The organism is Pseudanabaena sp. PCC 6802 (assembly GCF_000332175.1).
Taxonomy (GTDB): domain Bacteria; phylum Cyanobacteriota; class Cyanobacteriia; order Pseudanabaenales; family Pseudanabaenaceae; genus PCC-6802.
Map to the genome: position 1 here is coordinate 430,584 of NZ_KB235910.1, position 26,503 is coordinate 457,086.

Sequence of the window (26,503 nt, forward strand, 5' to 3'; positions counted from 1 at the left end):
AATTTAACTTTTGAATTCCTTAGCAACCGTAATTAGGTCGGATAATTAAGCTAAAATAGAAAACGTCTGAGATTTATCGCATGCCGATGTATTCTCTCTAATGAGTTTTAGTGAATTTGCCAGAGGCAATTATTTACAGGTACCTGGAAGTTTTTCCAGCAAGGAGAATGTAGATTCAGGATATTGTGCGAAGTTTGGACCTGGAGATTATTGGTTCGTTTAAAGGAAAGTAACTATGCCACCCTTAGAAACAGCAACAGAAGAAATCGCGACAAAATCGCCAGAGGAGAAGAAATCGGCTTCAGAGCATGCAAGTGGCGATAAGCGGTTCAAGACGCTCGATCTGACCATGAAGCGTAATCACTATCGCCAGGATGCTTTAATCGAGGTCTTGCACCGCGCCCAGGAAGCTTTTGGGTATTTAGAAGAAGACGTACTTATCTACATTGCACGAGGGCTAAAACTGCCTCTAAGTCGCGTCTATGGTGTTGCGACCTTTTACCACCTGTTCTCTCTCAAACCCCAGGGAGAACATACTTGCGTGGTTTGTATGGGAACCGCATGTTATGTAAAAGGAGCTAGTGCGCTGTTAGAAGCGATCGCTGGAGAAATTGGCATCCATCCGGGCGAAACGACTGCCGATCGCAAAGTATCGTTACTGACCGCCCGCTGCATTGGTGCTTGCGGTATTGCCCCCGCCGCCGTACTTGACGGTCAGGTGCATGGCAAGCAGTCGCCAGAAGGCGTGCTGGCAAATATGCAGAATTGGCTGCACTAGCTGCTTTATGCACCTGCCTTGAAAGAGATAATTCTCATTCGTTACTCGTTTGACATTGGTTGCGAGTTCAAGATTAAGGATAAAGAAAATGGACTTAACCGAACTGCTTGAGATGGGACAAAAGGAGCGCGATCGCGCCAAAACGATTCGCTTGCATTGCTGCACGGCGGCGGGTTGCTTGTCTTCAAAATCTGATGCCGTGAAAGCAGAATTGGAAACTGCCGTGCGAGATGCAGGGCTGGAGGCAACTGTGGAAGTGTGCGGCGTTGGTTGCATGAAGTTTTGCGGTCGAGGACCTTTAGTAGAAGTAACCCCCAATGGCCTTCTCTACGAACAGGTCACACCGGAAAATGCCAGCGCGATCGTAGCAGCACTAAACGGTCAGATCGAATCGGAGCGATTGCCACCACTGGGAGACTACAACCATCCTTTCTTTACGCGGCAGATGCCAATCGTGCTGGAAAACAGCGGTAAAATCGATCCCGAACGGATTGAAGCTTACATCGCAACCGGTGGCTATCAACAACTCTATAAGGTGCTGTATGAAAAGAAACCGGCAGATGTAGTAGAGGAAATTACCCGCAGTGGGTTGCGCGGGCGGGGTGGTGGCGGCTATCCTACGGGTCTAAAATGGGCAACGGTTGCTAAGATGTCCAGCAAGCAAAAGTACGTCATTTGTAACGCCGATGAAGGCGATCCTGGCGCGTTTATGGATCGCAGCGTACTGGAGAGCGATCCCCATCGCATCCTGGAAGGCATGGCGATCGCGGGTTACGCCATCGGTGCCGATCGCGGTTACATCTACGTGCGAGCTGAATATCCCCTTGCGATCGCGCACCTGCAAAAAGCCATTCAACAGGCAAAACGACTGGGCTTGTTAGGCACTCAGATCTTCGACTCGCCATTTGACTTCCGCATTGATATCCGTGTCGGGGCTGGAGCTTTTGTCTGCGGGGAGGAAACGGCTCTGATTGCATCAGTAGAGGGTGGCAGAGGTACTCCTCGTCCTCGTCCTCCCTATCCAGCGGAGTCAGGTTTGTGGGGCAGTCCCACCCTTATTAATAATGTGGAAACCTTTGCCAATATCGTGCCAATTATCCGACAGGGAGCAGAATGGTTTGCCAGCATCGGAATCGATCGCAGCAAAGGGACAAAAGTTTTCGCCCTGACCGGCAAGATTCAAAATACCGGCTTGATTGAAGTGCCAATGGGAACGCCAATCAGACAAATTATCGAAGAAATGGGAGATGGCGCGCCCGACGGAGGCGCGATAAAAGCCATCCAAACTGGAGGGCCATCGGGTGGATGCATTCCCGTCGATGCTTTAGATACGCCCGTTTCCTATGAATCTCTAGTAGCATTGGGAACGATGATGGGTTCTGGTGGCATGATCGCGATCGACGATGCCACGAATATGGTAGATGTGGCGCATTTCTACATGGAATTCTGTCGCGATGAATCCTGTGGCAAGTGCGTTCCCTGCCGTGCCGGCACCGTACAGATGCTGCATCTTTTAACTAAAATCCTGAAGCGACAAGCAACTCTAACAGATTTAGAGAACTTAGAAGCTATGTGTTACATGGTTAAAGATACGAGTCTGTGCGGTCTGGGCATGAGCGCACCCAACCCCGTTTTAAGTACGCTGCGCTACTTCCGAGACGAATACGAGGCATTGCTGCAAGAGAATTCCCCCAGCGTAGCGAACGGCCATGCGCCCCCACCGCAATTAGTATAACGGTCAGCCTGCCTGGTTGCGATCGATACAGTCGATTCACGCGAAAGATATACAGATAAGGATAGACAGTATGTCAGTCAAAACCCTAACAATTAACGGCGAAATGATTAGCGCCCGCGAAGGCGAAACAATTCTCATTGCAGCCCGAGCGGCGGGTATTCGCATCCCTACCCTCTGCTTTTTAGAAGGAGTTACCGCCGTAGCTGGTTGTCGCATGTGCTTAGTAGAAATTGAGGGAAGTAGCAGACCTCAGCCTGCCTGCGTCACCCAGGTAGCAGAGGGGATGGTCGTCCGCACCGACACTGAGAAGCTGCAATCCTATCGTCGCATGGTTGTAGAACTGCTATTCGCCGAAGGCAATCATGTCTGCGCCGTTTGCGTAGCAAATGAGAATTGCGAGCTGCAAGATATGGCGATCGCCGTGGGCATGGATCACTCTCGCTTCCCCTATCAGTTCCCCGTTCGGGATGTCGATGTCTCTCATCCCATGTTTGGTCTCGATCGCAACCGCTGCATTCTCTGCACCCGTTGCGTGCGGGTTTGCGACGAAATCGAAGGGGCGCACGTTTGGGATGTCGCCAGTCGAGGCGGCAAGTCGTTTATCGTAGCAGGAATGAATCAACCCTGGGGCGAGGTGACGGCCTGCACTTCCTGTGGTAAGTGCGTAGAAGCCTGTCCGACAGGTTCGCTTTTCCGTGCGGGTTCGACGGTAGCGGAAATGCAGCACGATCGCGGCAAATTGGAATTTCTAGTGACAGCAAGGGAGAAAAAAGAATGGACAAGATAAGATTTGCCAGCGTTTGGTTGGCAGGTTGTTCCGGGTGTCACATGTCATTCTTAGACTTAGACGAGTGGCTGTTCGAGCTTGCCAAACATGTTGAAGTTGTCTACAGTCCGATCGCCGATGTGAAAGAATATCCCGAAAATGTCGATGTCTGTCTGGTGGAAGGCGCGATCGCCAATGAAGATAATCTCGAATTAATCCATAAAATCCGCGATCGCACGAAATTAGTAGTCTCATTTGGCGACTGTGCCGTTACTGCCAACGTGCCCGCCATGCGGAACATGCTGGATGGCTCGGGAGCGGTTCTGCGGCGCAGCTATTTAGAACTCGGCGACGTGACACCGCAATTACCCCATGCTCCCGGCATCGTCCCCGAACTGCTGGAACGGGTCGTCCCCGTTCACGAAGTCGTCAATGTCGATCTGTTTCTACCCGGTTGCCCGCCTTCCGCCGATCGCATCAAAGCAGCAATTGAGCCTTTACTGCATGGCGCAATGCCTTTGATGGAGGGGCGATCGATGATTAAATTCGGATGATTTTGGTAGCGATGATCCTGTAGGGGCAGGTTTAGCTAGAGATCTTTGCAAATTGACGCGATCCGCTCGGCCAAAAGCTGCCCCTACCTGTACTGCAAATGGAGAAAGCGATCGAACGCATCGCATATGAAAGATGAGGAATGGATGTATGAGTAAAACAATAGTTATCGATCCCGTCACCCGCATTGAAGGTCATGCCAAAATCTCTATCTTCCTCGACGATGCTGGCGAAGTTTCCGACGCGCAGTTTCACGTAGTCGAATATCGCGGATTTGAGAAATTTTGCGAGGGTCGCCCCATGTGGGAAATGGCGGGGATTACGGCGCGTATATGCGGTATTTGCCCCGTCAGCCACCTGCTGGCATCAGCCAAAACGGGCGACAAGTTGTTAGCCGTGCAGATTCCCCCTGCGGGCGAAAAATTGCGGCGGTTGATGAATCTCGCTCAGATTACGCAGTCCCATGCCCTTTCCTTTTTCCATCTCAGCAGTCCCGACTTTCTGCTCGGTTGGGATAGCACTCCCGCCACGCGCAACGTCTTCGGTTTAATGGCAGCCGATCCAGAACTGGCCAGAGGTGGCATCCGCTTGCGTCAGTTCGGTCAACAAATTATCGAACTGTTGGGAGCGAGAAAAATCCATGCCGCCTGGGCGGTTCCCGGTGGCGTGCGATCGTCCCTCAGCACCGAAGGCCGTCAGTGGATTCGCGATCGCTTGCCAGAATCCTTTGCCACAATTGAAAACGCCCTGAGTTTATTTAAACAACTGCTCGATCGCGAACTGCAAACCGAAGTGCAGGTGTTCGGCGACTTCCCATCCCTGTTTATGGGTCTGGTGGAAAAAAACGGCGAATGGGAACACTATGGCGGTCGCATTCGCTTTAAAGATAGCAACGGCAATATCGTGGCGGATAACCTGAGCGAAGATGATTACCAGCAATATATCGGCGAAGCGGTCGAACCCTGGTCGTACCTGAAATTTCCCTACTACAAACCGCTGGGCTACCCCAACGGTATCTATCGCGTCGGCCCCCTAGCGCGTTTGAATGTCTGCGATCGCATTGGCACGCCCAAAGCAGATCGGGAATTACAAGAATTCCGCGAGCGATCGGGCGGCATGGCTACTTCTTCATTCCTCTATCACCACGCCCGTTTAGTGGAAATTTTGGCAGCGATTGAAAGAATTGCCGAACTGATCGAAGATCCAGATATCCTATCGCCGCATACCCGTGCCAAGGCAAGCATTAACTGTTTGGAAGGAATTGGCGTGAGCGAAGCACCGCGCGGCACGCTATTCCATCACTATCACATTGACGAACACGGCGCGATTCAGAAGGTCAATTTGATTATCGCAACAGGCCACAACAATCTGGCTATGAACAAAACCGTAGCGCAGATTGCCAAGCACTACATTCATAACGGTAACGTAGCCGAAGGATTTCTCAATCGCGTCGAAGCTGGCATTCGCAATTACGATCCCTGCCTGAGTTGCTCTACCCACGCGGCGGGGCAGATGCCTTTACAAGTGCAACTGGTCAGTAAGGATGGCTCTATCCTCAAACAAATTCGGCGAGATTAGTTCGGTCAAAGCCCCTCTCCCGCTCTGGGAGAAGGATTTAGGGTGAGGTTAATGGGGGAATTTGCACATCGCGTAAGGTGGGCAATGCCCACCTTACAAATATTGCGATTATTGCGATCCGTAATTACGGGCTAGGAGGGATTCGAACCCCCGACACCGTGGTCCGTAGCCACGTGCTCTAGTCCACTGAGCTACAAGCCCTTAACTTGCGTTCCTTAGCATAACACAAGTTCGCTCGAGTTTAGCTCAACCTCAAAAGAATTGGGAAAAATATAGCCATGGACAGATCTGTTAGGACAGGGGGGGTGTGGGCTGCGCTCCCACGCAGGGTTTTCACCCCTGCACCCCGTCCTAAGCCTGTTGGCTGTAGCGGTTTTCAGATGAAAACGAGAAGGGGGTTTGGGGGCGTTGCCCCCAAGAAGGGGTTCCACCCCTTCACCCCAAAAATAAAACCCGTTCTCAAGTGAAAACCGCTATATAGCTATAAATTCTGGATAGTCGATCGGCTTGCGTATATAAAATAAGTTTGTAGTTTTGTATACTATGGTTATTAACTTTTAATAAAGTCACAGGCTTCCTCATTATTGCGATGGGGAGAATGCCAAAGATGAATTCAGAGGTTCTTATTAGAGTGAGCGACCATCCTCTTGCCCAGTTAAAGGGCTATGACGCAAAGGCCATTGCCAAATACTACATCCGGAGACCGTGGCAGGTGATTTGGCGAACCCTCTCGATCGTATTCATGTTCGCAGGGTTTTTATTGGGGTTACTGTGGGACAGGGCAGCAGGAAAGAGCGATCGCCACCAACCAGAACGCGCCGCCCACCTCCGCGAAATTATTACCAAACTGGGCCCCACTTATATCAAAGTCGGTCAGGCACTGTCCACCAGACCAGATCTCGTCAGAGAGGACTATCTGGCAGAACTGACCAAGCTACAGGATCGGTTGCCCCCCTTTCCCACACCGCAGGCATTCAGCATTATCGAGCGCGAACTGGGCAAGCCCGCAGACAAAATCTATAAATCGATCTCGGCAGAGCCAGTTGCGGCTGCTAGTTTGGGGCAAGTTTTCAAAGCCACTTTGTATACGGGTGAAGACGTAGCAATTAAAGTCCAAAGACCTGACTTGCTACCCGTAATCACCCTGGACTTGTTTATCCTGCGCGTCATTGCCAAATTGCTGGCTCCTTTGCTGCCATTAAACATGGGTGTGGGTCTCGACGCGATCGTGGATGAATTTGGCATCAAGCTATTTGAAGAGATCGACTATGTCAACGAAGCCCATAACGCCGAACGCTTTGCCAACTACTTCAAAGACGATCCCAAGGTAAAAGCGCCAAAAATTTACTGGGACTACAGCACGCGCTACGTTTTGACCATGGAGTGGATTCATGGCATCAAGTTAACCGATGTCGAAAGCATCAAAGCCGCAGGCTTAGACACTGATGAACTAGTCAGAATCGGCGTACTGGCTGGTTTAAGGCAACTGCTAGAGTTTGGGTTTTTCCACGCCGATCCGCACCCTGGCAATTTATTCGCCACCTATGACGGTTCCATGGCCTACATTGATTTTGGCATGATGGATCAGCTAGAGGAATCTACTAAAGAAACCCTTGTAGACTCTGTGGTGCATCTGATCAATCGGGATTACGAACAACTCGGTCAGGATTATGTGAAACTGGGTTTTCTGGCTGCCAATACAAATATGATCCCGATTGTGAAGGCCCTGGAAGTGGTGCTGGGCGATATTATGACCGAGAAAGTAGGTGATTTTAACTTTAAAGTTGTAACCGATCGCTTCTCTAGCGTCATGTATGAATATCCGTTCCGTCTGCCTGCCAAGTTTGCCCTCATTATTCGCTCTGTAGTTACCCAGGAAGGCGTAGCACTAAGCCTCAATCCCAACTTTAAGATCGTACAGGTCGCCTACCCCTATGTGGCACGTCGCCTGCTTACAGATGAATCGACAAATCTCCGCGATCGCTTGATCGAGGTCTTGTTTAAGGAAGGTAAGTTCCAGTGGTCGCGCCTGGAAAACCTGCTGGCGATCGCCAAATCCGACGGTCAGTTCGATCTTATGCCCACAGCGCAAATTGGTTTGCAGTATCTCTTTACCGAGGATGGCAAGTTTTTGCGCCGTCGCTTATTACTTGCCTTGACCGAGGACGATCGATTGCATACAGCTGAATTGCAGCGCCTATGGCAACTAGTACGTGCAGACCTGGAGCCTGGTAAATTGTGGAATGCTGCGGTGGGAACTTTGAGCGCTTCACTGCCCAAGGCGGTTACTGCGATTTTACCGATAGCCCTACTGCCAGGTGCAAATCCTGGTAGCTAGCACTCATACCAAACCTGTATTGCTGTAGTTTTTGGCACTTTTATGGCGTTAACAAGAGGTTATAGGTATAATTAACGACATTTTACGTCATTTCAGGCGTAACGAGTACAGCTAAATGGCGCTATCGAATTCGCGATATGATTAGGTGAGCGAATCCGCAAACAAAGGTTGAGGAATTATGGTAAGTCAAATTAAAAAAGAGGATATGTACGAAAAACTGGGCAATATTGACCAGATTCGTGACATTATTTTCGGCGCTCAGTTGCGCGAGTATAACGGGCGCTTTGAAAAAATTGAGTCGGATTTGCTCAGCATGCATCAGGAGCTACTGGATCGCATTAATGAGGTGCGGATGAACTATTCCACCGAGTTGCGCGTGGCTGTAGAAGCACTGGATAAAAAATTAAAGACTTTACAAACCTCAACTGACGAAGAACGGCAGGATCTCAGGGCGCAGATAGAGCGCACCCATCGTAAATCCACGGCTAGTTTTGACAAGCTCAACAGCGATTTAGAAGTGGCTACCACATCAATCCGCGACGATCTGACTGAAACCAAGGCCAAAATGCAAGAGGATATGCGCGGACTGCGGACATACATCCAGGAAGAACTCGATCGGCGTTTATCTGCGATCGGTAATATGAAGATCTCCCGCGATGACATGGCGGAAATTTTGTTTGAACTGGGTATGCGTCTCAAGGGTACGGAATTCGTACCAGAACTAGAAGAGGCAACGGATTTGATCCTGGTCGATCGCATGACTGGTGCTGAATAGCCCGATCGTTTTCTTAATTGCCCGATCTGCATAATTAGGAGTACTGCCACGCCATGAGACGTATTTGTCTGATATTAATGGCGATCGCCATAATTTGCTTTTCTATCCCAGACTACGTTAAGGCCGAGGCTGGCAACTCATCATCTAGCTCTCAACTAGTGGAAAGGTTAGAAAGAATCGCGGCATCTATGCAACAGGTGCACTTTTGCTTTAACGAAAACTGTTTTTACCGCGATATCAAAACTCAGATCGAACCACCATCTCAGCCTGACGGTCAATACACGGCTACGATCTCAGCAATTGTCGATCGCCCTGGTGGCAACATTAATACTGCCGACTACCATTTTATTTTTAATAGCGATCGCTGGCAGTTAGTGAAGGGCGAAGAATATACCGATATGGCCGATTACTTCTTCGATGGCGATCGCTACGAAATTTATAGCTCGCATACCAATCGCACGGTTGCAGGCAATGTCGCTCAAGCCAAAGCCCAGGGCAGTCTCAAGTCAGGCTACCTACCCCTTTACTTTGACATTCTAAATAGAGGCTTAGATCGAATTTGAGATGGGGGATGGGGATGTTTGTGCGTAAATTACTCGTGTATGCTGCCATCAGGCATGATAGCGCCATTTAACTTGGCTTTGCTCAGATCGGCCAGGCTTAAATCGGCTTTGTGGAGGTTGGCCTGGGTGAGATTAGCACGACTGAGATCGGCACGGGTTAAAATTGCCCCTCTCAGGTCTGCACCCTGTAAGTTAGCCCTGCTCAAGTCCACCCAACCCAGATCCGCACCCCGCAGATCTGCTTTGCTCAAGTCAACGTGGGTGAGGATGGATTCGCTTAAATCGATACCGTGAAGAACTGCCCCGTGTAGATCGACTCCAACTAGGCGCGTTTGCTCGAAATTTCTGTCGCCAGCAGCATAGCGTCTGAGCAATTCGTCGGCATTTAAAGCAGCGTGGCTGGGTAAAGAAGACATACCTAATTTCCTGTCCAGCAAATCTTAAAACTGTCGAATGGCTCCAGTTTAGCTCTAGTTGACAGCACTACCTAGAAATAAATCCTGAAATTGCCATAAAATTACGCTTTGACTTTCTCCTTTAAAAACCTTGTGAGATTTCCCAACAAACCCAACTGACTTTCCCCGAAGTAAAACCTGTTTGTGACAGGGAATTTGCTTGCATCGCAGGTGTTTTTTTGCGCGAGCTATAGCGTTTTTCAGATCGGAAAGATTAGGGGGTTTGGGGGCGTTGCCCCCAAGAAGGGGTTCCACCCCTTCACCCCAAAAATAAAACCTGTTCTCAATTGAAAAACGCTATAGGTATTAAAAGAAGTTCGTCACCTAAACCAATCACGATCGAATTAAAAGCTATCTTTTGTACCTCAAAGGCTGAAACGTTTAGTTCGGTGGATATTTGACTTAAAGATTTCTGTCCATTGGCAGCTTGAAATAATTTCAACTCCAGAGGGTTTAATTTGACTAGCAAACCAGAACCTACCCCTGGGAGTTTATTATCAAGTACCTGACAAAATTGAGTCCAGCGATCGACTGGCAACAAGCATCAGCGAATGCATCACACTTACGGCTTTCTTTGCAAGGGACTCTCCAGCAGTTCAATCTTCTAAAGGTAGATTCCCCGCCGCTCCGCAGCGAAGGAGACAAAATGCAATCCGACGGGGTTTTACCAAATCTTTGGTGCTTTAGTTCTATCCCTTCCTTGAAAATACCAATTAGCAGATAGGCAACAGGCACAAAAAAGCTACGAAGCCATCGTATTGGCACCAGTAGCGATCAGCCGACGGAACAAGCCTGCCGTCCAGCCAGTTTCTTTCAAAACAGCCGCCGACGAAACTTCGATGTAGGCTTGCTCGATAAATGCCAGGTCGATCATGCAAATTTTACTCAGAGACTCTCTGAGATCTTCAGGCTTGCCGCTACTCTTGAGTAGTTTCGTCACTTCCCGCACCACAGTTGCCATTGCTGGAACGACGTGTTCGGGACCAATGCCAATTTTGACGTGAACCAGACCGATGCGCCAGCGACGTTCGGCATAGCTTTTTCCCCAATCGTCCATGCCAGTAAACATCTCGTGAAACCATTGAACGAAGGTTTCGCGCAAACGGTGAATGCGTCCTTCCGTTTCTGTTAAGATTGCATTCATTTCCGGGTCTTTCTGTAGATAGCCATAAAAGCAATCAGCCATAGCAGGAGCGATTTCTTTGCCCCAATCAGCGTTAGCCTTTAGTAGAGATTTATCTTCGGCATTAAGCTCCGTCCTTCTCTCCAACGTTTGGAGAAACTGATGAGGATCTGAAACCATACTTTTTGCTTCCTTAACTGAAATATCTCTGATATTAAATGTTTATAGATAATTTGTCAAAAAGACTCCACATCTTCAGTAATTCCAAATCCAAAATCTGACAGTCATGAAACTCTTACACCAAGAGAAGTTTATAACTTTTGATGTTTTGTCCGATCTCTGAAATGACCTAAAATCATTCCAAATTGGGAATTGCTACCACATCTTTACATTTACTGATTTTTTATGTTTTTTTAATTGAGAACAGGTTTTATTGACGGGGTGAAGGGGTTCCACCCCTTCTTGGGGGCAACGCCACCACGCAGAGGAGGCAGGGCGGACTTGAGTCGAGCAATATTAGCCCGTGCGATACTGCCACAGACCGGCTGTAGTAATTAAGAGATAAATACTATGCTCTGACTTTATCCTTTAAAAACCTTGTGAGATTTCCCAACAAACCCGAACTGACTTTCCCTGAAGTAGAACCTGTTTGTGATGAGGAATTTGCTTGCATCGCAGGTGTTTTTTTGCGCGAGCTAGGTATTAAAAGAAGTTCGTCAACTAAACCAATCACGATCAAACTAAAAGCTATCTTTTGCACCTCAAAGTCTGAAATGTTTAGTTCGATAGCTATTTGACTTAAAGATTTCTGTCCATTAGCAGCTTGAAATAATTTCAACTCCAGAGGGGTTAAATTGGGTAAATCCATATTACCTGGTTTGACTAGCAAACCCGAACCTAACCCTGGGAGTTTATTAGTCAAGTGCGTCCAATCTTCCAGCGATCGCAAACCGCTTAAGTTAATATCGCGCATTGTTACGTGCAGGCCAGTTAACTCTAAATGAGAAGGAAACACCTTATCGTTAAACGTATAAATGCCCTCACGTAGGGCAAACAATTTGGTGATAGGATGAATTACTTGCAAATCAAACAGGAGCGCTACTTGTTGAGGTGTAAGTAAATTTTCCTCCCGGAGGTATCGCCCTAGTGGAACTGACAAAGTTTGCTTAGATTGCACCTTATGTAGTGCTGCGATTGTGGGAATTTCCAGTTCAAATGAATCTTTGATCAGATCGATCAGACCTTGTTTTTGCGAGGCATTAGCTACGGCAACAATTCTCCCATTCTCAAACCAAATCTGACCATATCTTTTAAATGCTTGAGTCTCAGCCTGATAGCTGTTGATGATAAGCATTCCAGTCCTTTTGCCCTGGTCTAAAACCTTGAAAACCTCCGGCAAGGATAAATCTTCTATCTTTCCAATTAGTGCCATACTGCTCCTTACAAAAATTCAACTCAACAGTTCTAAATTGCAACAGACAGTTTCATTCGCAAATTCGCTAGCAAGCAAATCCGTTGCCAACTAAAATCCCCAATTCAGATAAGGCTCGGTTGCATGCTACCCTCAAGCAAGGTAATCAGTGCTTGAGCCACTGAGCCTGGATCGGTAGCATCAACGGCGACGACCAATGCTTCCCGATCGTCGTCATTAAGTCCTAACGCAATTGCAACGTTTTCTACACTCCAGGCATCCGAAGAATCTGTGTGAGTAACACCAACCAGCATGGGAATATCCGCACGTTCTCTCATAAAACTCATAATCTGATATGCATACCGAAACTCATAAGGTCGGTGAGCTGCAACTAAAAGAATAAGGCCGTGAGCCTTAGTAATCAACATATCCCAAATAAAATCAAACCGATCTTGTCCCGGCGTACCGTAGAGGTGCAATACCTGATCGGGGCCGAATTGCAAGCGTCCAAAATCAAAAGCTATTGTCGTCTGCTGTTTGAGTAAAGCAGTATCATCTGTGGCTTTGCGATCGGTATCGACCACCTCAATTTCACTGATCGATCGAATAAAGGTCGATTTTCCTGCTCCCACCGGACCAGTTATTACTAAGCGAATTACTTCCATGACTTGCGATAAATTAAAGTAATAGTAAAGTAAAAAAGCTAAATTAGGGAGAATATTCTCCTCAAGCTTTCTTCCACAAATCTTTGAAGCATAGCGTTTTTCAATTGAGAACGGGTTGTGTTGACGGAATGAAGTGGGGAGCCCCCAAGACCGCCCTAACTCCCTTGTCTTGGGGGCAATATCTCCAAACCACTACTCTTTGCCGATGTGAAAACCGCTATAACACCTTGGGCAACACCAAATCCTGGTTGATTAACCGCTCTTCACCCAAGGTACTGAGCTTCTACGCGACGGCAGAAATAGTGGGTTGAATTGCTGTTTTGAGAGTAGAAACAACTTGTTTGATCTCTAACATCAACACCCCTTGCTTCGCATTTTTATTCGCGAGTACGAGGAGAACAGCGTCATCAGCGCAACTAACGAGAATTGCATACCCCTGATCGCCCTCAATCATAATGCGATCGATCGTACCTCTTGATAGCTCGCGACCGATGCGTTCGCCTAAGGACAAAATAGCGGCTGTCATTGCGGCGACTCTCTCTTCGTCCATCGAGCCAGGGATGCTAGTTGCTAGAGGTAAGCCATCCGGTGTCACAACTGCGGCACCCTGGATATCGCTAGTGGAAGTGACAAATTGTTGTAAGGTATTGTTGATTTTACCTATGTTGATTCCCATAATTTAGTTCCTTTGATTAGTTCCTGGTTGGTTAGTGAATAGCGGACAGAGTTTTGGTCTTGTCAGTTAAGAAAACTTGTTAGCCCAATAATTAGCCCAAAGTTTCAAATTCGATTACGTCATGGGTGCCACCACGCAGCACGGACTCTACTTGCTTGCCACGCAGGCGCTTGCCAGTGAGGGCTTCTAAGGCACCTTGCACTGCACCCATCGTATAGGTAAGTTGACGAGGAGAACCCTGCGATTCTCCGCTCGAACAAATTGTTTCGCGGCAATAAACTCTGATGGTATCGCCAAAGTCAGCTTTGTCAATCAGACACAAGCGAGTTCCATCTTTGCCCAACGCTTTCTGAATTAGTGGAATAGCTGCTTCTGGCGAACCTTGAGACAACCCAAGGCTTTCCACAAGTTGTTTACCTCTTTGCCTCCCAGCCGAAATTAATGCAATTGCAGCAGCCTTCTCTCCTAAAGCCTCTTCTGCTCCTGTAACCATTGCTTTGAAGCAAACGATACTACTGAAATCGCCTAACTCAGGGCGTTGTAATGTAGCGGTAGCGGTAGACAATGTCAATCTCCTTGTATAACTAAAAAAATTTATTTGGGATAGAGAATCATTTCCCTTTAACACAACTGCTATAGAGAACTCCCTATCCCCTTACACAAAACGATGATACCCACGCGCAAAAAAAAATATCTCTGCGACTTAACAAAAGTTGACAAACTTAATCTAGGGGAATTCTAGAGGGAGGACTGGAGTTTTTTAGTTGTAGCCTATAGAGTTTTTTGCAGTCTAAGGTTCTCGATGGCTAGAACCTATGTTTACGAGTGTTCGCGAGACACATTTATCCATCAATAGTCAGACAATTTTAAACTGCTAAGGGATTTGCGTAAATAAATATCCTTATTGTTAAGATGCTGTTAGCGACAGCGTAACGCATCAGCAAACTTAGGATTGGTACATTAAAACGCTAGTCCCTAGGTCCCGCCACCCAAGGTGCTGAGCTTCTACGCGACGGCAGAAATAGTGGGTTGAATTGCTGTTTTGAGAGTAGAAACAACTTGTTTGATCTCTAACATCAACACCCCTTGCTTCGCATTTTTATTCGCGAGTACGAGGAGAACAGCGTCATCAGCGCAACTAACGAGAATTGCATACCCCTGATCGCCCTCAATCATAATGCGATCGATCGTACCTCTTGATAGCTCGCGACCGATGCGTTCGCCTAAGGACAAAATAGCGGCTGTCATGGCAGCAACTCTTTCTTCGTCCATCGAGCCGGGGATGCTAGTTGCTAGAGGTAAGCCATCCGGTGTCACAACTGCGGCACCCTGGATATCGCTAGTGGAAGTGACAAATTGTTGTAAGGTATTGTTGATTTTACCTATGTTGATTCCCATAATTTAATTCCTTTGATTAGTTCCTGGTTGGTTAGTGAATAGCGGACAGAGTTTTGGTCTTGTCAGTTGAGAAAACTTGTTAGCCCAATTGTTGGCCCAATTGTTAGCCCAAAGTTTCAAACTCGATTACGTCATGGGTGCCACCACGCAGCACGGACTCTACTTGCTTGCCGCGCAGGCGCTTGCCAGTGAGGGCTTCTAAGGCACCTTGCACTGCACCCATCGTATAGGTAAGTTGACGAGGAGAACCCTGCGGTTCTCCACTCGAACAAATTGTTTCCCGGCAATAAACTCTGATGGTATCGCCAAATTCTGCCTTGTCAATCAGACATAGGCGAGTTCCATCTTTGCCCAGCGCTTTCTGCATCAGTGGGATAGCTGATTCTGCTGAACCTTGAGACAACCCAAGGCTTTCTACGAGTTGTTTACCTCTTTGCCTCCCAGCCGAAATTAATGTAATTGCAGCAGCCTTCTCTCCTAAAGCCTCTTCTGCTCCTACAACCATTGCTTTGAAGCAAACGATACTACTGAAATCCCCTAACTCAGGGCGTTGCAATGTAACTGTAGCGGTAGACACTATCAATACTCCTTGTATAACTACAAAAATTACTGAGGATAGAGAATTATTTCCTCTTAACAAAACTGCTATAGAGAAATCCTTTACCCTTACAGAAAAGGATGGTACCCACGTGCAAAAAAATACTTCTGGGGCTTAATAAAAGTTGACAATCCTATTTAAGGAGGAGGACTGGAGTTTTTTAGTTGTAGCCCGTAAGGCTGCAGTCTAAGGTTCTCGATGGCTAGAACCTATGTTTGCGAGACTCACTCGATCGTCAATCGTCCGGACGCTTTTAAACTGCTAACGGTAGAATGCAGGTTTCACCCTCCTTAATCTTAATGAGGTTAGATGCCAACGATTAGAATACGAGTAGAATACGAGCTTAATCTTAATGAGGTCAGATGGTAACAATAGAATAAGAGTTTCAGCTATTGTCTCAACAAATGTCCGAAGTGTTGACCATAATAATAGCACAGAGAAAATTTTAGTCTATGTCGTCTTAACCTCAAATTCCCAAATAAGGGTGAAGCTTTTGTGAGTCTAAAAGCCTTGTTAAAACCACTTGCCTTTCCAAATTGATAGTGATGCAGGATATCCAGATCGGTCTACTTATCAAGCGATTTGAGTTTGGTGGCGCTGTTCTGATATCATTTTCAGCGATCGGGAACATTACCTAATTCCTCAGTCATGGCAAAGCCAACTTTCAGGTGAAATCTAAATTAAAATTTAATCTTTTGCAAACAAGGCTTTTATTGGCTGCGGTCTCGATCTCCTATAGCGCGATCGCTTGCCAGCCAGCCCAAAATATCCCAAAAAAGGTTGTAGAGAAGGCAGAAGCATACTTGCGATCGCAAATGCATTTAGATCGCAACATTCCTGTAAATACTGAAGCTCAAACCGAGCAGCAAATTAACCAGAACGATCTATGTCAAACCACAGAACCTCTAGAAATAGGTTTTCAAATCGTTCTGGTGGCAGATGGCAGCCGCTATACTCTCCACAGCGATCGCTCTGGTAATAACGTGGAAATATGTATGGCTGAGGATGCTCAGCCGGATGTGTTTGCCAAGTATACTGGTGCGGGTTATACCGTGAAGTATCCTCAAAGTTGGCGGGTTACAGATGAGGGCTTAGAACCAAACGGTACCAATCGCGTGCAGTTTATGCCAACCGATCGATCGCTAGGATACATAGAAATTGATAGACTAAACCAAGTAAATGCAGAATTAGATACTGCAAAAAATATTAAGAATTTCAAAGAAGAAAAATTTGATGCTATTCCGCTAGAGACAAGCTCTGGCAGTATGCAAGAGTACGTTCAGCTCGTAGTAGAAAAATCTGGGGAACAGAGAGAATGGAAAGTTAAGGCTTTAATGTTTAAAAGCGACAAATTTGTTTACAAAATCAAACTTTTGAGTTCTGAAGATGAAAGTGCTTTAGAGAAAGACTTCGAGCAATTTGTACGCGAGTTCAGGCTAGTTAAATAGTAAACAAATATTACAAAATTTACAGGATTTGTAAAAGAATTATTGAGAAGTTTGAGATTTCACAATTCGCTACTGTAATTTATTAAGCATGGCATCGAAATTTTGGTTCCTGTAAAAATCTATTGATAGGGGCAGGTTTTGCCCAAGCGATCTTGCTAGGAGTCTAAAACTTCCAGCTATGCCTGCCCTTATACCAAATTCGCGCTAATTATCCCTAATATTACCTGGTGCTCACGGCTACAAGTAAAGTCTGCCTTTGCAGACTTCAAGTAGAAGGGGGTAACTAAGCAGGGTTTGGTATTACATATGAATCAATGGAGAATTTACAGGCGAAAGATTTTATCGCAAATTTATTATCAATTTTAAATTCTTGAGAATCTCATGTATAAGCCATCTACTAAAGATCCAGTTGTCGCCGCAGTTACCGCTGCTATGGGTGCAGGTGTAGTTGCAGGTTATAGTGTCAGCCAGGGGCAAAATGTCTTTGTTGGTATTGGCATCACTATTTTTGCTACGCTTGTTGCTCTGCTTGTAGATAAGCTGTTTTTTAGCACTTAGATCTGGGTAAATGTCGAAAAAATACGTTATGTGGGGTACTTATTGCGCTGATGTGCTAGAAAAGCGCGCCCCTTATCGTCAAGCGCATTTAGATAACTTAAAAGCGCTCAAGGAATCGGGTCAAGTAATTACAATAGGGCCAACTCAAGATCTAACTATGGTATTCGGCGTTTATGCAGCCGAAGATGAGGATTCTGTGCGTAAGTTAATCGAATCGGATGTCTATTGGCAAAATCAAATATGGACTAGTTACGAAGTCCGTGAATGGATTCAAGCTTTTTAGAGATTCTTGTTTATCTCTTCTTCTAGTTCCTCAGTTTCGAGGTCGAAATTAATTTTGTTGTATATTGCAGTTGTAGAGATTTTCGCCTTCATTTCCATTAAAGAGAGTGTAGTCTCATTCTCATAGGTGGAGGAGATCCAGCGATCGCCTTGCCTCTGAAAATACTCCACATACATCCGATCCTGAGCCACCAGGAGATATTCGCTGAAGGTGCAAATAGTGCGATAGGCAGCAAACTTATCGCCGCGATCGTATCCGGCTGTGGATGGGGATAGCACCTCAACGATTAAAATGGGATTAATCAGGGTATCTTTGCGACCTTCTTGGTAGGCGATTGGCTCGGCAACCACCATCAGGTCAGGATAAGTAGCGACACGTTTATTGGGAATCCACAGGCGTTGGTCGGTCACAAAAACGCGGTAGGGATATTCCTGCAATGCAGCATAAAGCAACGACAGTAGATTAACTACCAAAGTGTTGTGATTCGGCGTACCGCCCGTCATGGGTACAATTTCCCCGTCAATATATTCATTTTTGGTTTCCGAGCGCACCTCTCGTTCAAAATATTCTGGCAAAGTATATTTCGTGGTTAAAGTAGTCATAATATTTTCTCGATCCAGGGCGATCTCAAATAATTTTACATTACTCTGCAGATCGAGCAATTGCATTGGAAGTGTCAAAGAATGTAGCTACAATAAAGCATGAGTTTTAGCAACAATGTTTTCTAACTGTTTGCTACTCATTAGATTTGCCAGAACTAGATTAATTATGACTGCTAACTCTCGTCGCTACCACATCACTACCTTTGGCTGCCAGATGAATAAAGCCGATTCCGAGCGCATGGCAGGCATACTCGAAGGCATGGGTTTTGAGTTTACCGAAGATCCCAACGATGCCAATCTAGTGCTATACAATACCTGCACGATTCGTGACAATGCCGAACAAAAGGTTTATTCCTATCTGGGCAGACAGGCACGGCGCAAACACGAACAAGCCGATCTAACGCTGGTGGTAGCCGGATGCGTGGCGCAACAGGAGGGTGAAGCATTACTAAGACGGGTACCAGAACTAGATCTAGTTATGGGGCCGCAACACGCCAATCGTCTGGCAGATCTGCTGGAGCAGGTGTTTGCGGGCAATCAGGTGGTGGCAACCGAGCCCATCCACATTATGGAGGACATTACCAAACCCCGCCGCGATAGTCAGGTGTCGGCATGGGTGAATGTCATTTATGGCTGTAACGAACGCTGTACCTATTGCGTTGTCCCTAATGTCCGGGGTGTCGAGCAATCGCGATCGCCAGAAGCCATTCGTAATGAAATTGTAGAACTAGGTCGCCAAGGCTATAAAGAAGTGACGTTACTGGGACAAAATATCGATGCCTATGGGCGCGATTTACCCGGTGTTACGCCAGAGGGTCGTCACCTCCACACGCTTACGGATTTACTGCGATGCGTACACGATGTACCTGGAATCGAGCGGATTCGATTTGCCACCAGCCACCCCCGTTATTTCACCGATCGCCTGATCGCGGCTTGTGCCGAACTGCCAAAGGTTTGCGAGCATTTCCACATTCCCTTCCAGTCCGGTGATAATCACATCCTGAAAGCAATGGCGCGGGGCTATACTCACGAAAAATATCGCCGCATTATCCATCACATTCGGCAATCCATGCCCCACGCAGGGATCAGTGCCGATGCGATCGTGGGTTTCCCAGGCGAGACTGAGGCACAATTCCAAAATACTTTAGATTTAGTCGATGAGATTGGTTTTGACTTGCTCAATACCGCTGCCTATTCGCCTCGACCTGGAACTCCGGCTGCGCTTTGGGAGCAGCAGCTCAGCGACGAAGTAAAAGCCGATCGCTTGCAGCGCCTCAATCACCTCGTATCAATTAAAGCGGCGGAGCGATCGCAGCGCTATCTGGGGCGCATCGAAGAAGTTCTAGTGGAAGAGCAAAATCCCAAAGATGCCACTCAGATGATGGGACGCACGCGAGGCAACCGCATAACTTTCTTTGCTGGGGCATCTGAACTCAAGGGGCAGATCGTCAAAGTGAAAATTACCGAAGCTAGAGCCTTCAGTCTGACTGGACATTTAGTCGAAGCTAAGCTTCCCGTCTCCGTGTAGTAAGGCGGACGTTGCCCACCCTACCTGCCACCTGCGATCGTTTTGATAGGGAATAGATTGATGGCTAATGCTACATCTCATACCAATGGGTTGCAGGGGCACAGCCCCCGCCCTGCTTCTTTTCCCCTCTCCCTGAGGGAGAGGAGCCAGGGGTGAGGGTTCATGCTGATTGTAATCTGCGGGGCTACGGCAACCGGAAAATCTGGCCTCGCTATGGCTTTAGCCGAGCGCTTGGGTACCGAAATTATTAGCGCCGACTCCAGACAGGTTTACCGCGAATTTGATGTCGGCACGGCAAAACCGTCAGAGCGCGATCGCCAAAAAATTAAGCATCATCTCATCGATATTTGCGCTCCCACCGAGACGCTCACTGTAGCCGATTATCAAATGCAGGCTCAGGCTGCGATCGCCAATTTACACTCTCAAAACCGCATTCCTCTGCTAGTTGGAGGAACCGGGCTGTACGTGCGCTCTGTGGTGAAAGGGATGAAAATTCCCCACGTTGCGCCTCAGATGGAATTGCGATCGCAACTAGCCACATGGGGACAGAACTCTTGCTATCAGATGCTACAGCAGGTCGATCCCATCTCTGCTACTCTAATTCATGCTAACGATGCGGTCAGAACGCTGCGGGCATTAGAAGTATTTTATGTTACAGGCATTCCTATCTCTGCCCAGCAAGGTGAAGCCCCACCCGATTATCCAATTTTACAAATTGGTCTGGACTGCCAAAGCAACCTCTTGCTCCAAAGGATTAGCCAGCGCACAGAGCAAATGCTCGCTGATGGTTGGTTAGAGGAAGTGAGATATCTCAATCAGAAATATGGTGAAGGCTTACCATTGCTACATACTCTTGGCTACAAAGAAATGCAACAGCACCTGGCAGGGAAAATTTCCTTATCGGAAGCAACAGCACAAACCATTTTGCATACCCGTCAATTTGCCAAGCGCCAACGCACTTGGTTTCGGGGCGATCGGCAAGTTGAATGGTTTGAATTAGATGATGGCGATCGCCTCGATCGCCATCATCTTTTAGAGAGAATTTGGGAACGGATCGCCCAGTTCGTCCAGGCAAATCAACGATCGTCTTGCGTTAATTAGAGCGATCGCGATCGCTCTAATTGGTTGAGGGCAAGCATGGGGTAGTTGAGGGCAGGCACGGGGGCACTGCCCCTACAGCGGGCATCGGTAAACTTCGGGTGGAAATCCTGGAAAAAATTATTTGGCTTTTCCAGCTTCCACACACTGGTTGACAATTGCCTCAACGGCATCCAAACCCTGCCAACCTTTGATATCAGTCACCTTTTTCTCCAGATTTTTATAAGTGCGGAAAAACTCGGCAATCTCATCCAAACGATGGGGGGCAATATCGTCAATCGACTTGACATTGGCATAGCGGGGATCTTTATCAGGAACGCAGAGAATTTTCTCGTCGCGATCGCCACCATCAATCATGACCAGCATGCCAATTGGTCGCGCCGCAATCACGCAGCCTGGGAAAGTGGGCTGATCCATCATAACCATGCCGTCAAGCGGATCGCCATCATCAGCTAGCGTATTCGGCACGAAGCCATAATCGTAGGGGTATTGTACAGAGGCATACAAAACGCGATCGAGCGCAAAGGCATTGAGATCTTTGTCAAATTCGTACTTATTCTTGCTACCAGCAGGAATCTCAATTAATACGTTCAAGAGTCCGGGCTTGGGTTGGGCGGGAATGCGAGATAGATCCATAGACTTTGTTTAACGGTTCCTTAATTATTTATAAGCAATCGATCGAAAAAGTTCCCCAAAGGGTAACTTAAGTAAGTATAAGTTCGATCTGATACTGCTAGGCTTATAAGAGTAAATCTGATCGGAAGATCGATCTCTAAAAAATACTTAGGGAAGCGCGGTTAAATAATCTCCCCGTTGTAAGATGTGTCAGGCGATCGCCGTAACGCATCGCGGATGTTTTATTTTGACTCAAGTCCCTTGGCTTGACATTATTCAGGTCATTCTACCCTTTCACTTAGAGCGTTGCAGGCTACTCTCTTTTCCAAACTAAATCCAATATAAAAAATTACTTGCCACATATGGAGCTTGCTGTATGATGGCAGCAATTTAAACTCGCTAGACGCAAATGCCTAAGATTAGAGGTCCGACTTTCAGGTCGATTCACAAAAACTTAATATTTCCGTAGTAGACACTTCGGATTTGTCAACATTTTGTAAATTATGCTTTACTGTGAGCAGTGATGTGTGAGGCAGTGAATGGTTTCAGAAATAAAAAGATCTAGTTACCCTATAGGTGTGTTTGATAGTGGGGTAGGTGGACTCACGGTATTGCAGGAACTTAACCGACAATTACCGCATGAATCTGTAGTGTATTTTGGCGATACAGCCAGGCTTCCCTATGGCAAGCGCACTCAAACTGAAATTATCGAGTTCGTGCAGCAGATACTAGTGTGGATGCAGTCCCAGCAAGTCAAGATGGTAATCATGGCTTGTAACACTAGTTCCGCTTTAGCACTGGACGCTTTGCGTCAGGAGTTTGACTTCCCAATTTTAGGGGTGATCTTGCCTGGGGCAAGGGCAGCAGTAAAAAAGGGAAGGCGCATTGGTGTCATCGCCACGACTGCTACTGTAAACAGCGAAGCTTACGTACAGGCGATCTCAGAAAGCCTGGCAGAAATGCAATCCCACGCTCAGATCTGGCAAGTGGCGTGTCCGGAGTTTGTCCCTCTGATTGAATCGAATCGCATTAACGATCCCTACACTCTAGAGGTGGCAAGGGAATATTTGACCCCCATGCTAGCAGCCGATATTGACACTTTGGTGTTTGGCTGTACCCATTACCCCCATCTAGCAGACGTGTTCAGGCAAATACTTCCAGCTCATGTCCGATTTGTCGATCCTGCGGTCTCCGTCGTACGGGCTGCTGCTAAGGAACTAGAAATTCTGGGCTTGCGTCATACCGACCCTAGGTCTGCAATTAGCCGCGATCTGACTAAATTTTACGTTAGTGGGGATCCAGAACAGTTTGCTCAAATTTCAAGTCGCTGGTTAAATAAGATGCCGACGGTAGAAAAAGTTGTGCTTTCTCCTGTAGAATTGCTTTCCTAAGTTCTGCCCATAATTATTTAAGCTTGCGGAGTGGCGTAGATTAATGCGACAGCAGTTACGGTTTGGACTATGCCTGTGGTTTTTCGGTAATTTCTTTAGTGGGCCAGTTCAATCCCAAACTGCTCCGCCCCCTACCTCCCCAGAGCGCGAACAATTGCAAGCACAAATCCCAGTGCAAGCACAAGTTCCCGTGCCATTTGTGACTGGTTTATTGCGGCTGCGAAACGTTCAAGTTGCCCCCGAAGGTTTGCTGTTAATAATGAATGGCAATCCTCGGATCGAGATGCAGCGAGTGGAATCTCCCGATCGCCTGATCGTCGATTTAATGTCAACTTCCGTGCCGCGCGATATGCACGGTACTTCTATTCCTATTAATCAGTTTGGCATCAGGCAAATTAGGGTGGCGCAATTTCAGAAAAGCCCCTCAGTTGCTCGAATCGTGCTGGATTTAGATCCCAACGATCCAAATAGCAAATTAAATTGGCAGACGGTTTTTAACCCCAGTCGGGGTGGTTTAATAATATTGCCTGCTGGTCGTCAAGTCACGCAACCTGGTGGAGTTCCACCAGCCGTTCCGAATTCTCCAGTTGTAATTAACAACAGTCCCGTTACAAACTCTGGGCTAACGTTAATTCAAAGTTTGTCTCTGACAAATTCCGGGCAGTTATTAATTCAGGCTAATCGCGATATCGCTTACAGAGGCAGCCTGGATTTACCCAGCCGGACATTCAACATTACAATTAGCTCGGCTCAGATTTCCCCACAAATCCAGCGCCCTGCTTTACCGGCCAGCAGCCCCATAGAAAGACTGCGGCTCACGCAGGTGGGCAGTTCAGTTTTAGTGGGAATTAAGGTGGCACCAGGTTGGCAGCTACGCGAAATTACAGATGGTAACCGGGCGCAAATTGCCTTACAGATGAGTGGAGCCAGTTGGGGTACGGTTGAACAAGTTCCGCCAGTCAATTCACCCGTTCCTTCGCCTTCAGCATCTCCCTATCCCACCCCAGCTTACCCTAGACCTCGTCCCTATCCATCCCCTTCAGTGAACGTACCTAATCGCGGGCGTGGTGTGATTGTTGTCGATCCCGGTCATGGCGGGCCAGACCCTGGCACGATTGGCAACGGTATTCAAGAGAAGAATGTTACCTTACCCATTAGCCTGCGTTTGGGACGCATTCTTCAACAAATGGGATATTCGGTGGTTTATACGCGCACCGATGATATTGACTTAGATCTTGAGCCGCGTGTCAGTCTGGCAGAGAGGGTTAGAGCCGAGGTGTTTGTCAGCATTCATGCCAATGCTCTAGAGACAAGATCCAGCGACATTAGCGGGATCGAGACCTATCATGCTAGGGGCGCTACGGTTAGCCGCCAACTGGCGGCCATAGTGCACGAGCAGATCATGGCTGGTACGGGCGCGCTCGATCGCGGTGTGAGAGGTGCTGGGTTCTATGTAATCAAACATACTTCTATGCCAGCTATTTTGGTGGAGACGGGCTTTGTGACAAATCCACGCGAGGCTGCTAACTTGAGTAACCCAGCCTATCAGGAACGAATGGCTGCTTCGATCGCCCGAGGTGTAGATCAATTTATCAAGTCCTACAGGCGTTAACTTAGCGCCTGATTTCCTTCCTGCCGTTTTGGATGATTTTAATCATTTCCACCAACTGGTTTTCCAGGTTGCTCAGAATGCGATCGCTATACTCATCTGCACCGCGTTGCATTTCTTCGGACTCAGTCATAGCTTTGTGCCGCATGGCTTCCCACTCTTTTTGCGCCTGGCGGCGTACCCGATCGATTTCGTTGATTGTTTGGGCTCGCATTTGTTCGCAATCTTCCTGGGTGTGACGGCGGATCTGTTGCGCCTCAGTTTCAACCTGACGCAGAATTACTGAATCTTCAACCAGTTTGGCGGCCCTTAATTCTGCGGCTTTGACGACATCAGCAGCGTATTGCTCTGCTTCGGTAATTATTTGTTGCTTGTACTGCAGAATCTCTTGAGCTTTGTTCACTGAATCGGGAATGGCAAAACGTACCTGGTCGATCTGCTGGCATATTTTCTCCTCGTCGATCAGAGTCCGACCCATAATTCGAGGCCCACTTTCCAAAATCATTTCTTCCAGAGTATCTAATTCCTTATGCAGATTCATAAAAGTTTCGGTTATGGTGTCCAAAATCATTAGGGACGGGAGCTATTCCATTGCCTCTTCTTACTCGCAGATTTCCGTATACGACATTGTACTATGAACTACCCCGCCGAATAGACGGGTGGGAAATTCCGCTGAATTCAGGTTTAGCCAGCATTAAAGCGTTGCTTCAGCAAAGATGCGATCGCATCTGGGACAAGATGCTCGATCGGCCCTCCTAGTTTGGCAATTTCCTTGACTACACTGCTGCTGAGAAAGCTATATTCGTTCGATGTTGCCAGAAATACAGTTTCGATTTCTTCAGACAGCGTCTTATTGGTATGAGCCATTTGCAGTTCCATTTCAAAGTCAGAGACCGCTCGCAAGCCTCGAATCAGTACTTTAGCGCCCTTGCTTTTAGCGTATGCTACAGTTAAGCCCGAAAAGCAGTCCACCTCAACACCGCTAATATGGCTAGTTGCAGTTAAGATCTGCTCTATGCGTTCTTGCATAGTAAATAAGGGGGTTTTGTTAGGGTTGCTCACCACCGCTACAATCACGCGATCGAATAGGCGACAGCCCCTTTCAATAATGTCTACATGCCCAAACGTGATTGGGTCAAAACTGCCTGGATAGATCGCAATCAATTTAGGAATAACCCCATTAAAACTATGCTTGGGATTATATTCTGCTTGGCCCTAAATATTTAGCGATCGCAGGTGAATATATTTCATAAATCATCGTGAGCGGCTGACCGCCGTTCCACAGCAGATAATGCCTGCCCCAGTAAGGGCCTGGATGGCTAAAAGCCTTAGCCAGACCAGGACAATAACCTTGATGAATACCCCGCAGATCGCGGTACAGTTCTGTATGTTTTTGGTTGAGGCTCGACCAAATCGGTAGGGATGGATCTTTGAGGTGCTGGGCAATCTTAGCCGTAGACCACCAGGAAGTGGCATGGGATAGTATTTCGCCTGTCTTAGCACACTTCAGCCAAATCTGGCGACGGGTGCGCGGTGCGGGTATATCGTTAATGTCTGAAGGAGCATTGTCATTGCTATCATCAATTGGTGTCATAGCAATCACATCCACAACAATTTCAGACTGAGCGAGCAGTTGCAGGTGACGTGTAGGCGCTCCGTCCCCCAGTAAAAACATTTGCCAGTGTGGCGACATCAGATTAAATGGTAGACCTTGACGCATGTCTGTCGCATTACCCTGCCATAGGGGATCGACGATCCAATTCCAAGCATTCTTAACTTCAGTTGTTTGGCTATCTAACTGCTTGTCTAATTGCGAGTAGGTTTGCATACAATGCCTGCCTTAACATTACTTCATAAAGCAATTGTAATCTACTTTCAACTGTTAGTGCAAAAGAATAGCGATCGCAGGTTAAGCAGCGATCGCTATTTTTCTCGAAATTATTCTAACTGTAAATTTTTC

At 47.3% G+C, this 26,503-nt stretch carries 29 protein-coding genes and 1 tRNA gene; 15 read left to right on the forward strand and 15 right to left on the reverse strand.

Going from position 1 to position 26,503, the window contains the following annotated elements; translation table 11 throughout:
• Nucleotides 1-235 precede the first annotated feature (235 nt).
• The 5 genes from hoxE (at nucleotide 236) to PSE6802_RS0102130 (ending at nucleotide 5,409) form a co-directional block, all read left to right on the forward strand.
• Entirely contained in the window at nucleotides 236-778 is a 543-nt protein-coding gene (gene hoxE, locus PSE6802_RS0102110; protein WP_019498421.1) for a bidirectional hydrogenase complex protein HoxE, read from the forward strand.
• A gap of 88 nt (nucleotides 779-866) precedes the next feature.
• Nucleotides 867-2,513, forward strand: a complete 1,647-nt coding sequence (locus PSE6802_RS27440) for a NuoF family protein (RefSeq protein ID WP_019498422.1) — start codon at nucleotides 867-869, stop codon at nucleotides 2,511-2,513.
• Between the two features lie 70 nt (nucleotides 2,514-2,583).
• A complete protein-coding gene (hoxU, locus tag PSE6802_RS0102120) occupies nucleotides 2,584-3,300 on the forward strand; it encodes a bidirectional hydrogenase complex protein HoxU (protein WP_019498423.1) in 717 nt (238 codons plus the stop codon).
• Nucleotides 3,288-3,833: an NADH-quinone oxidoreductase subunit B family protein gene (locus PSE6802_RS0102125; RefSeq protein WP_026102998.1), complete on the forward strand. Its 546-nt coding sequence runs from the start codon at nucleotides 3,288-3,290 to the stop codon at nucleotides 3,831-3,833. The genes hoxU and PSE6802_RS0102125 overlap by 13 nt, the downstream gene beginning before the upstream one ends.
• Before the next feature lie 148 nt (nucleotides 3,834-3,981).
• Nucleotides 3,982-5,409 (forward strand): Ni/Fe hydrogenase subunit alpha, encoded by a 1,428-nt coding sequence (locus tag PSE6802_RS0102130; RefSeq protein WP_019498425.1) that lies wholly within the window; start codon nucleotides 3,982-3,984, stop codon nucleotides 5,407-5,409.
• Between the two features lie 127 nt (nucleotides 5,410-5,536).
• Here PSE6802_RS0102130 and PSE6802_RS0102135 read toward each other — a convergent pair.
• Nucleotides 5,537-5,610, reverse strand: a tRNA-Arg gene (locus PSE6802_RS0102135).
• A gap of 406 nt (nucleotides 5,611-6,016) precedes the next feature.
• Between PSE6802_RS0102135 and PSE6802_RS0102140 the strand changes: the two genes are divergently transcribed.
• The 3 genes from PSE6802_RS0102140 (at nucleotide 6,017) to PSE6802_RS0102150 (ending at nucleotide 9,085) form a co-directional block, all read left to right on the forward strand.
• On the forward strand, nucleotides 6,017-7,747 hold the full coding sequence (locus PSE6802_RS0102140) for an ABC1 kinase family protein (RefSeq protein WP_051050545.1): 1,731 nt from the start codon (nucleotides 6,017-6,019) through the stop codon (nucleotides 7,745-7,747).
• Between the two features lie 178 nt (nucleotides 7,748-7,925).
• The gene (locus tag PSE6802_RS0102145; RefSeq protein WP_019498427.1) at nucleotides 7,926-8,522 is read left to right on the forward strand and encodes a hypothetical protein; all 597 of its coding nucleotides are present in this window, start codon (nucleotides 7,926-7,928) and stop codon (nucleotides 8,520-8,522) included.
• A gap of 53 nt (nucleotides 8,523-8,575) precedes the next feature.
• The gene (locus PSE6802_RS0102150) at nucleotides 8,576-9,085 is read left to right on the forward strand and encodes a hypothetical protein (RefSeq protein ID WP_019498428.1); all 510 of its coding nucleotides are present in this window, start codon (nucleotides 8,576-8,578) and stop codon (nucleotides 9,083-9,085) included.
• Nucleotides 9,086-9,114: 29 nt separating this feature from the next.
• Here PSE6802_RS0102150 and PSE6802_RS0102155 read toward each other — a convergent pair whose 3' ends face one another.
• From PSE6802_RS0102155 to PSE6802_RS0102200, 8 genes are all read right to left on the reverse strand, one after another.
• Complete coding sequence (locus PSE6802_RS0102155) at nucleotides 9,115-9,501, reverse strand: pentapeptide repeat-containing protein (RefSeq protein WP_019498429.1); 387 nt, start codon at nucleotides 9,499-9,501, stop codon at nucleotides 9,115-9,117.
• 781 nt (nucleotides 9,502-10,282) lie between these two features.
• Nucleotides 10,283-10,843, reverse strand: coding sequence for a protoglobin domain-containing protein (locus PSE6802_RS0102170; RefSeq protein ID WP_019498432.1), 561 nt, complete (start codon nucleotides 10,841-10,843; stop codon nucleotides 10,283-10,285).
• 388 nt (nucleotides 10,844-11,231) lie between these two features.
• A complete protein-coding gene (locus tag PSE6802_RS0102175; protein WP_019498433.1) occupies nucleotides 11,232-12,095 on the reverse strand; it encodes a DUF4388 domain-containing protein in 864 nt (287 codons plus the stop codon).
• Between the two features lie 104 nt (nucleotides 12,096-12,199).
• Nucleotides 12,200-12,739, reverse strand: coding sequence for a GTP-binding protein (locus tag PSE6802_RS0102180; protein WP_019498434.1), 540 nt, complete (start codon nucleotides 12,737-12,739; stop codon nucleotides 12,200-12,202).
• 283 nt (nucleotides 12,740-13,022) lie between these two features.
• On the reverse strand, nucleotides 13,023-13,415 hold the full coding sequence (locus PSE6802_RS0102185) for a roadblock/LC7 domain-containing protein (RefSeq protein ID WP_019498435.1): 393 nt from the start codon (nucleotides 13,413-13,415) through the stop codon (nucleotides 13,023-13,025).
• 91 nt (nucleotides 13,416-13,506) lie between these two features.
• Nucleotides 13,507-13,980, reverse strand: a complete 474-nt coding sequence (locus tag PSE6802_RS0102190; protein WP_019498436.1) for a hypothetical protein — start codon at nucleotides 13,978-13,980, stop codon at nucleotides 13,507-13,509.
• Nucleotides 13,981-14,420: 440 nt separating this feature from the next.
• The gene (locus PSE6802_RS0102195) at nucleotides 14,421-14,813 is read right to left on the reverse strand and encodes a roadblock/LC7 domain-containing protein (protein WP_019498435.1); all 393 of its coding nucleotides are present in this window, start codon (nucleotides 14,811-14,813) and stop codon (nucleotides 14,421-14,423) included.
• Between the two features lie 103 nt (nucleotides 14,814-14,916).
• A complete protein-coding gene (locus tag PSE6802_RS0102200) occupies nucleotides 14,917-15,390 on the reverse strand; it encodes a hypothetical protein (protein WP_019498437.1) in 474 nt (157 codons plus the stop codon).
• 716 nt (nucleotides 15,391-16,106) lie between these two features.
• Here PSE6802_RS0102200 and PSE6802_RS0102205 point away from each other — a divergent pair.
• The 3 genes from PSE6802_RS0102205 (at nucleotide 16,107) to PSE6802_RS0102215 (ending at nucleotide 17,700) form a co-directional block, all read left to right on the forward strand.
• Nucleotides 16,107-16,859 carry a hypothetical protein gene (locus PSE6802_RS0102205; protein WP_156815378.1) on the forward strand — a complete coding sequence of 251 codons (753 nt, stop codon included), beginning with the start codon at nucleotides 16,107-16,109 and terminating at the stop codon, nucleotides 16,857-16,859.
• Between the two features lie 381 nt (nucleotides 16,860-17,240).
• Nucleotides 17,241-17,417, forward strand: a complete 177-nt coding sequence (locus PSE6802_RS34205; protein ID WP_019498439.1) for a hypothetical protein — start codon at nucleotides 17,241-17,243, stop codon at nucleotides 17,415-17,417.
• Nucleotides 17,418-17,427: 10 nt separating this feature from the next.
• Entirely contained in the window at nucleotides 17,428-17,700 is a 273-nt protein-coding gene (locus tag PSE6802_RS0102215) for a YciI family protein (protein ID WP_019498440.1), read from the forward strand.
• Here the strand turns inward: PSE6802_RS0102215 and PSE6802_RS27445 are convergent.
• Nucleotides 17,697-18,302: a Uma2 family endonuclease gene (locus tag PSE6802_RS27445; protein WP_036945286.1), complete on the reverse strand. Its 606-nt coding sequence runs from the start codon at nucleotides 18,300-18,302 to the stop codon at nucleotides 17,697-17,699. The two genes, PSE6802_RS0102215 and PSE6802_RS27445, sit on opposite strands and share 4 nt — an antisense overlap.
• A 166-nt stretch (nucleotides 18,303-18,468) precedes the next feature.
• Here PSE6802_RS27445 and miaB point away from each other — a divergent pair, with 166 nt between their 5' ends.
• Complete coding sequence (miaB, locus tag PSE6802_RS0102225; protein WP_026102999.1) at nucleotides 18,469-19,830, forward strand: tRNA (N6-isopentenyl adenosine(37)-C2)-methylthiotransferase MiaB; 1,362 nt, start codon at nucleotides 18,469-18,471, stop codon at nucleotides 19,828-19,830.
• Nucleotides 19,831-19,992: 162 nt separating this feature from the next.
• Entirely contained in the window at nucleotides 19,993-20,931 is a 939-nt protein-coding gene (gene miaA / locus PSE6802_RS0102230; protein ID WP_019498443.1) for a tRNA (adenosine(37)-N6)-dimethylallyltransferase MiaA, read from the forward strand.
• Here the strand turns inward: miaA and PSE6802_RS33035 are convergent.
• Both PSE6802_RS33035 and PSE6802_RS0102235 read right to left on the reverse strand, forming a co-directional pair.
• Nucleotides 20,928-21,074, reverse strand: coding sequence for a hypothetical protein (locus PSE6802_RS33035; RefSeq protein ID WP_156815379.1), 147 nt, complete (start codon nucleotides 21,072-21,074; stop codon nucleotides 20,928-20,930). The genes miaA and PSE6802_RS33035 overlap by 4 nt on opposite strands.
• Entirely contained in the window at nucleotides 21,049-21,564 is a 516-nt protein-coding gene (locus PSE6802_RS0102235; RefSeq protein ID WP_019498444.1) for an inorganic diphosphatase, read from the reverse strand. Before PSE6802_RS0102235 ends, PSE6802_RS33035 begins: the two co-directional genes overlap by 26 nt.
• Before the next feature lie 518 nt (nucleotides 21,565-22,082).
• Here PSE6802_RS0102235 and murI point away from each other — a divergent pair.
• Both murI and PSE6802_RS0102245 read left to right on the forward strand, forming a co-directional pair.
• Nucleotides 22,083-22,934 carry a glutamate racemase gene (gene murI, locus PSE6802_RS0102240; protein WP_019498445.1) on the forward strand — a complete coding sequence of 284 codons (852 nt, stop codon included), beginning with the start codon at nucleotides 22,083-22,085 and terminating at the stop codon, nucleotides 22,932-22,934.
• Nucleotides 22,935-22,977: 43 nt separating this feature from the next.
• Nucleotides 22,978-24,546 carry an N-acetylmuramoyl-L-alanine amidase gene (locus PSE6802_RS0102245; RefSeq protein WP_019498446.1) on the forward strand — a complete coding sequence of 523 codons (1,569 nt, stop codon included), beginning with the start codon at nucleotides 22,978-22,980 and terminating at the stop codon, nucleotides 24,544-24,546.
• Nucleotide 24,547: 1 nt separating this feature from the next.
• Here the strand turns inward: PSE6802_RS0102245 and PSE6802_RS0102250 are convergent, their stop codons facing one another.
• The 3 genes from PSE6802_RS0102250 to PSE6802_RS0102260 all read right to left on the reverse strand — a co-directional run bounded on the left by PSE6802_RS0102250 (nucleotide 24,548) and on the right by PSE6802_RS0102260 (nucleotide 26,371).
• Nucleotides 24,548-25,084 carry a hypothetical protein gene (locus PSE6802_RS0102250; protein WP_202950667.1) on the reverse strand — a complete coding sequence of 179 codons (537 nt, stop codon included), beginning with the start codon at nucleotides 25,082-25,084 and terminating at the stop codon, nucleotides 24,548-24,550.
• Nucleotides 25,085-25,227: 143 nt separating this feature from the next.
• A complete protein-coding gene (gene coaD, locus PSE6802_RS0102255; protein WP_019498448.1) occupies nucleotides 25,228-25,707 on the reverse strand; it encodes a pantetheine-phosphate adenylyltransferase in 480 nt (159 codons plus the stop codon).
• 34 nt (nucleotides 25,708-25,741) lie between these two features.
• On the reverse strand, nucleotides 25,742-26,371 hold the full coding sequence (locus PSE6802_RS0102260; RefSeq protein WP_019498449.1) for a chorismate lyase: 630 nt from the start codon (nucleotides 26,369-26,371) through the stop codon (nucleotides 25,742-25,744).
• Nucleotides 26,372-26,503 lie beyond the last annotated feature (132 nt).

Excerpts from the sequence above, each read along its gene's own strand:
- hoxE (WP_019498421.1), top strand. The coding sequence starts at position 236 with ATGCCACCCTTAGAAACAGCAACAGAAGAAATCGCGACAAAATCGCCA.
- PSE6802_RS27440 (WP_019498422.1), top strand. The coding sequence starts at position 867 with ATGGACTTAACCGAACTGCTTGAGATGGGACAAAAGGAGCGCGATCGC.
- hoxU (WP_019498423.1), top strand. The coding sequence starts at position 2,584 with ATGTCAGTCAAAACCCTAACAATTAACGGCGAAATGATTAGCGCCCGC.
- PSE6802_RS0102125 (WP_026102998.1), top strand. The coding sequence starts at position 3,288 with ATGGACAAGATAAGATTTGCCAGCGTTTGGTTGGCAGGTTGTTCCGGG.
- PSE6802_RS0102130 (WP_019498425.1), top strand. The coding sequence starts at position 3,982 with ATGAGTAAAACAATAGTTATCGATCCCGTCACCCGCATTGAAGGTCAT.
- PSE6802_RS0102140 (WP_051050545.1), top strand. The coding sequence starts at position 6,017 with ATGAATTCAGAGGTTCTTATTAGAGTGAGCGACCATCCTCTTGCCCAG.
- PSE6802_RS0102145 (WP_019498427.1), top strand. The coding sequence starts at position 7,926 with ATGGTAAGTCAAATTAAAAAAGAGGATATGTACGAAAAACTGGGCAAT.
- PSE6802_RS0102150 (WP_019498428.1), top strand. The coding sequence starts at position 8,576 with ATGAGACGTATTTGTCTGATATTAATGGCGATCGCCATAATTTGCTTT.
- PSE6802_RS0102155 (WP_019498429.1), bottom strand. The coding sequence starts at position 9,501 with ATGTCTTCTTTACCCAGCCACGCTGCTTTAAATGCCGACGAATTGCTC.
- PSE6802_RS0102170 (WP_019498432.1), bottom strand. The coding sequence starts at position 10,843 with ATGGTTTCAGATCCTCATCAGTTTCTCCAAACGTTGGAGAGAAGGACG.
- PSE6802_RS0102175 (WP_019498433.1), bottom strand. The coding sequence starts at position 12,095 with ATGGCACTAATTGGAAAGATAGAAGATTTATCCTTGCCGGAGGTTTTC.
- PSE6802_RS0102180 (WP_019498434.1), bottom strand. The coding sequence starts at position 12,739 with ATGGAAGTAATTCGCTTAGTAATAACTGGTCCGGTGGGAGCAGGAAAA.
- PSE6802_RS0102185 (WP_019498435.1), bottom strand. The coding sequence starts at position 13,415 with ATGGGAATCAACATAGGTAAAATCAACAATACCTTACAACAATTTGTC.
- PSE6802_RS0102195 (WP_019498435.1), bottom strand. The coding sequence starts at position 14,813 with ATGGGAATCAACATAGGTAAAATCAACAATACCTTACAACAATTTGTC.
- PSE6802_RS34205 (WP_019498439.1), top strand. The coding sequence starts at position 17,241 with ATGTATAAGCCATCTACTAAAGATCCAGTTGTCGCCGCAGTTACCGCT.
- PSE6802_RS0102215 (WP_019498440.1), top strand. The coding sequence starts at position 17,428 with ATGTCGAAAAAATACGTTATGTGGGGTACTTATTGCGCTGATGTGCTA.
- PSE6802_RS27445 (WP_036945286.1), bottom strand. The coding sequence starts at position 18,302 with ATGACTACTTTAACCACGAAATATACTTTGCCAGAATATTTTGAACGA.
- miaB (WP_026102999.1), top strand. The coding sequence starts at position 18,469 with ATGACTGCTAACTCTCGTCGCTACCACATCACTACCTTTGGCTGCCAG.
- miaA (WP_019498443.1), top strand. The coding sequence starts at position 19,993 with ATGCTGATTGTAATCTGCGGGGCTACGGCAACCGGAAAATCTGGCCTC.
- PSE6802_RS0102235 (WP_019498444.1), bottom strand. The coding sequence starts at position 21,564 with ATGGATCTATCTCGCATTCCCGCCCAACCCAAGCCCGGACTCTTGAAC.
- murI (WP_019498445.1), top strand. The coding sequence starts at position 22,083 with ATGGTTTCAGAAATAAAAAGATCTAGTTACCCTATAGGTGTGTTTGAT.
- PSE6802_RS0102245 (WP_019498446.1), top strand. The coding sequence starts at position 22,978 with ATGCGACAGCAGTTACGGTTTGGACTATGCCTGTGGTTTTTCGGTAAT.
- PSE6802_RS0102250 (WP_202950667.1), bottom strand. The coding sequence starts at position 25,084 with ATGAATCTGCATAAGGAATTAGATACTCTGGAAGAAATGATTTTGGAA.
- PSE6802_RS0102260 (WP_019498449.1), bottom strand. The coding sequence starts at position 26,371 with ATGCAAACCTACTCGCAATTAGACAAGCAGTTAGATAGCCAAACAACT.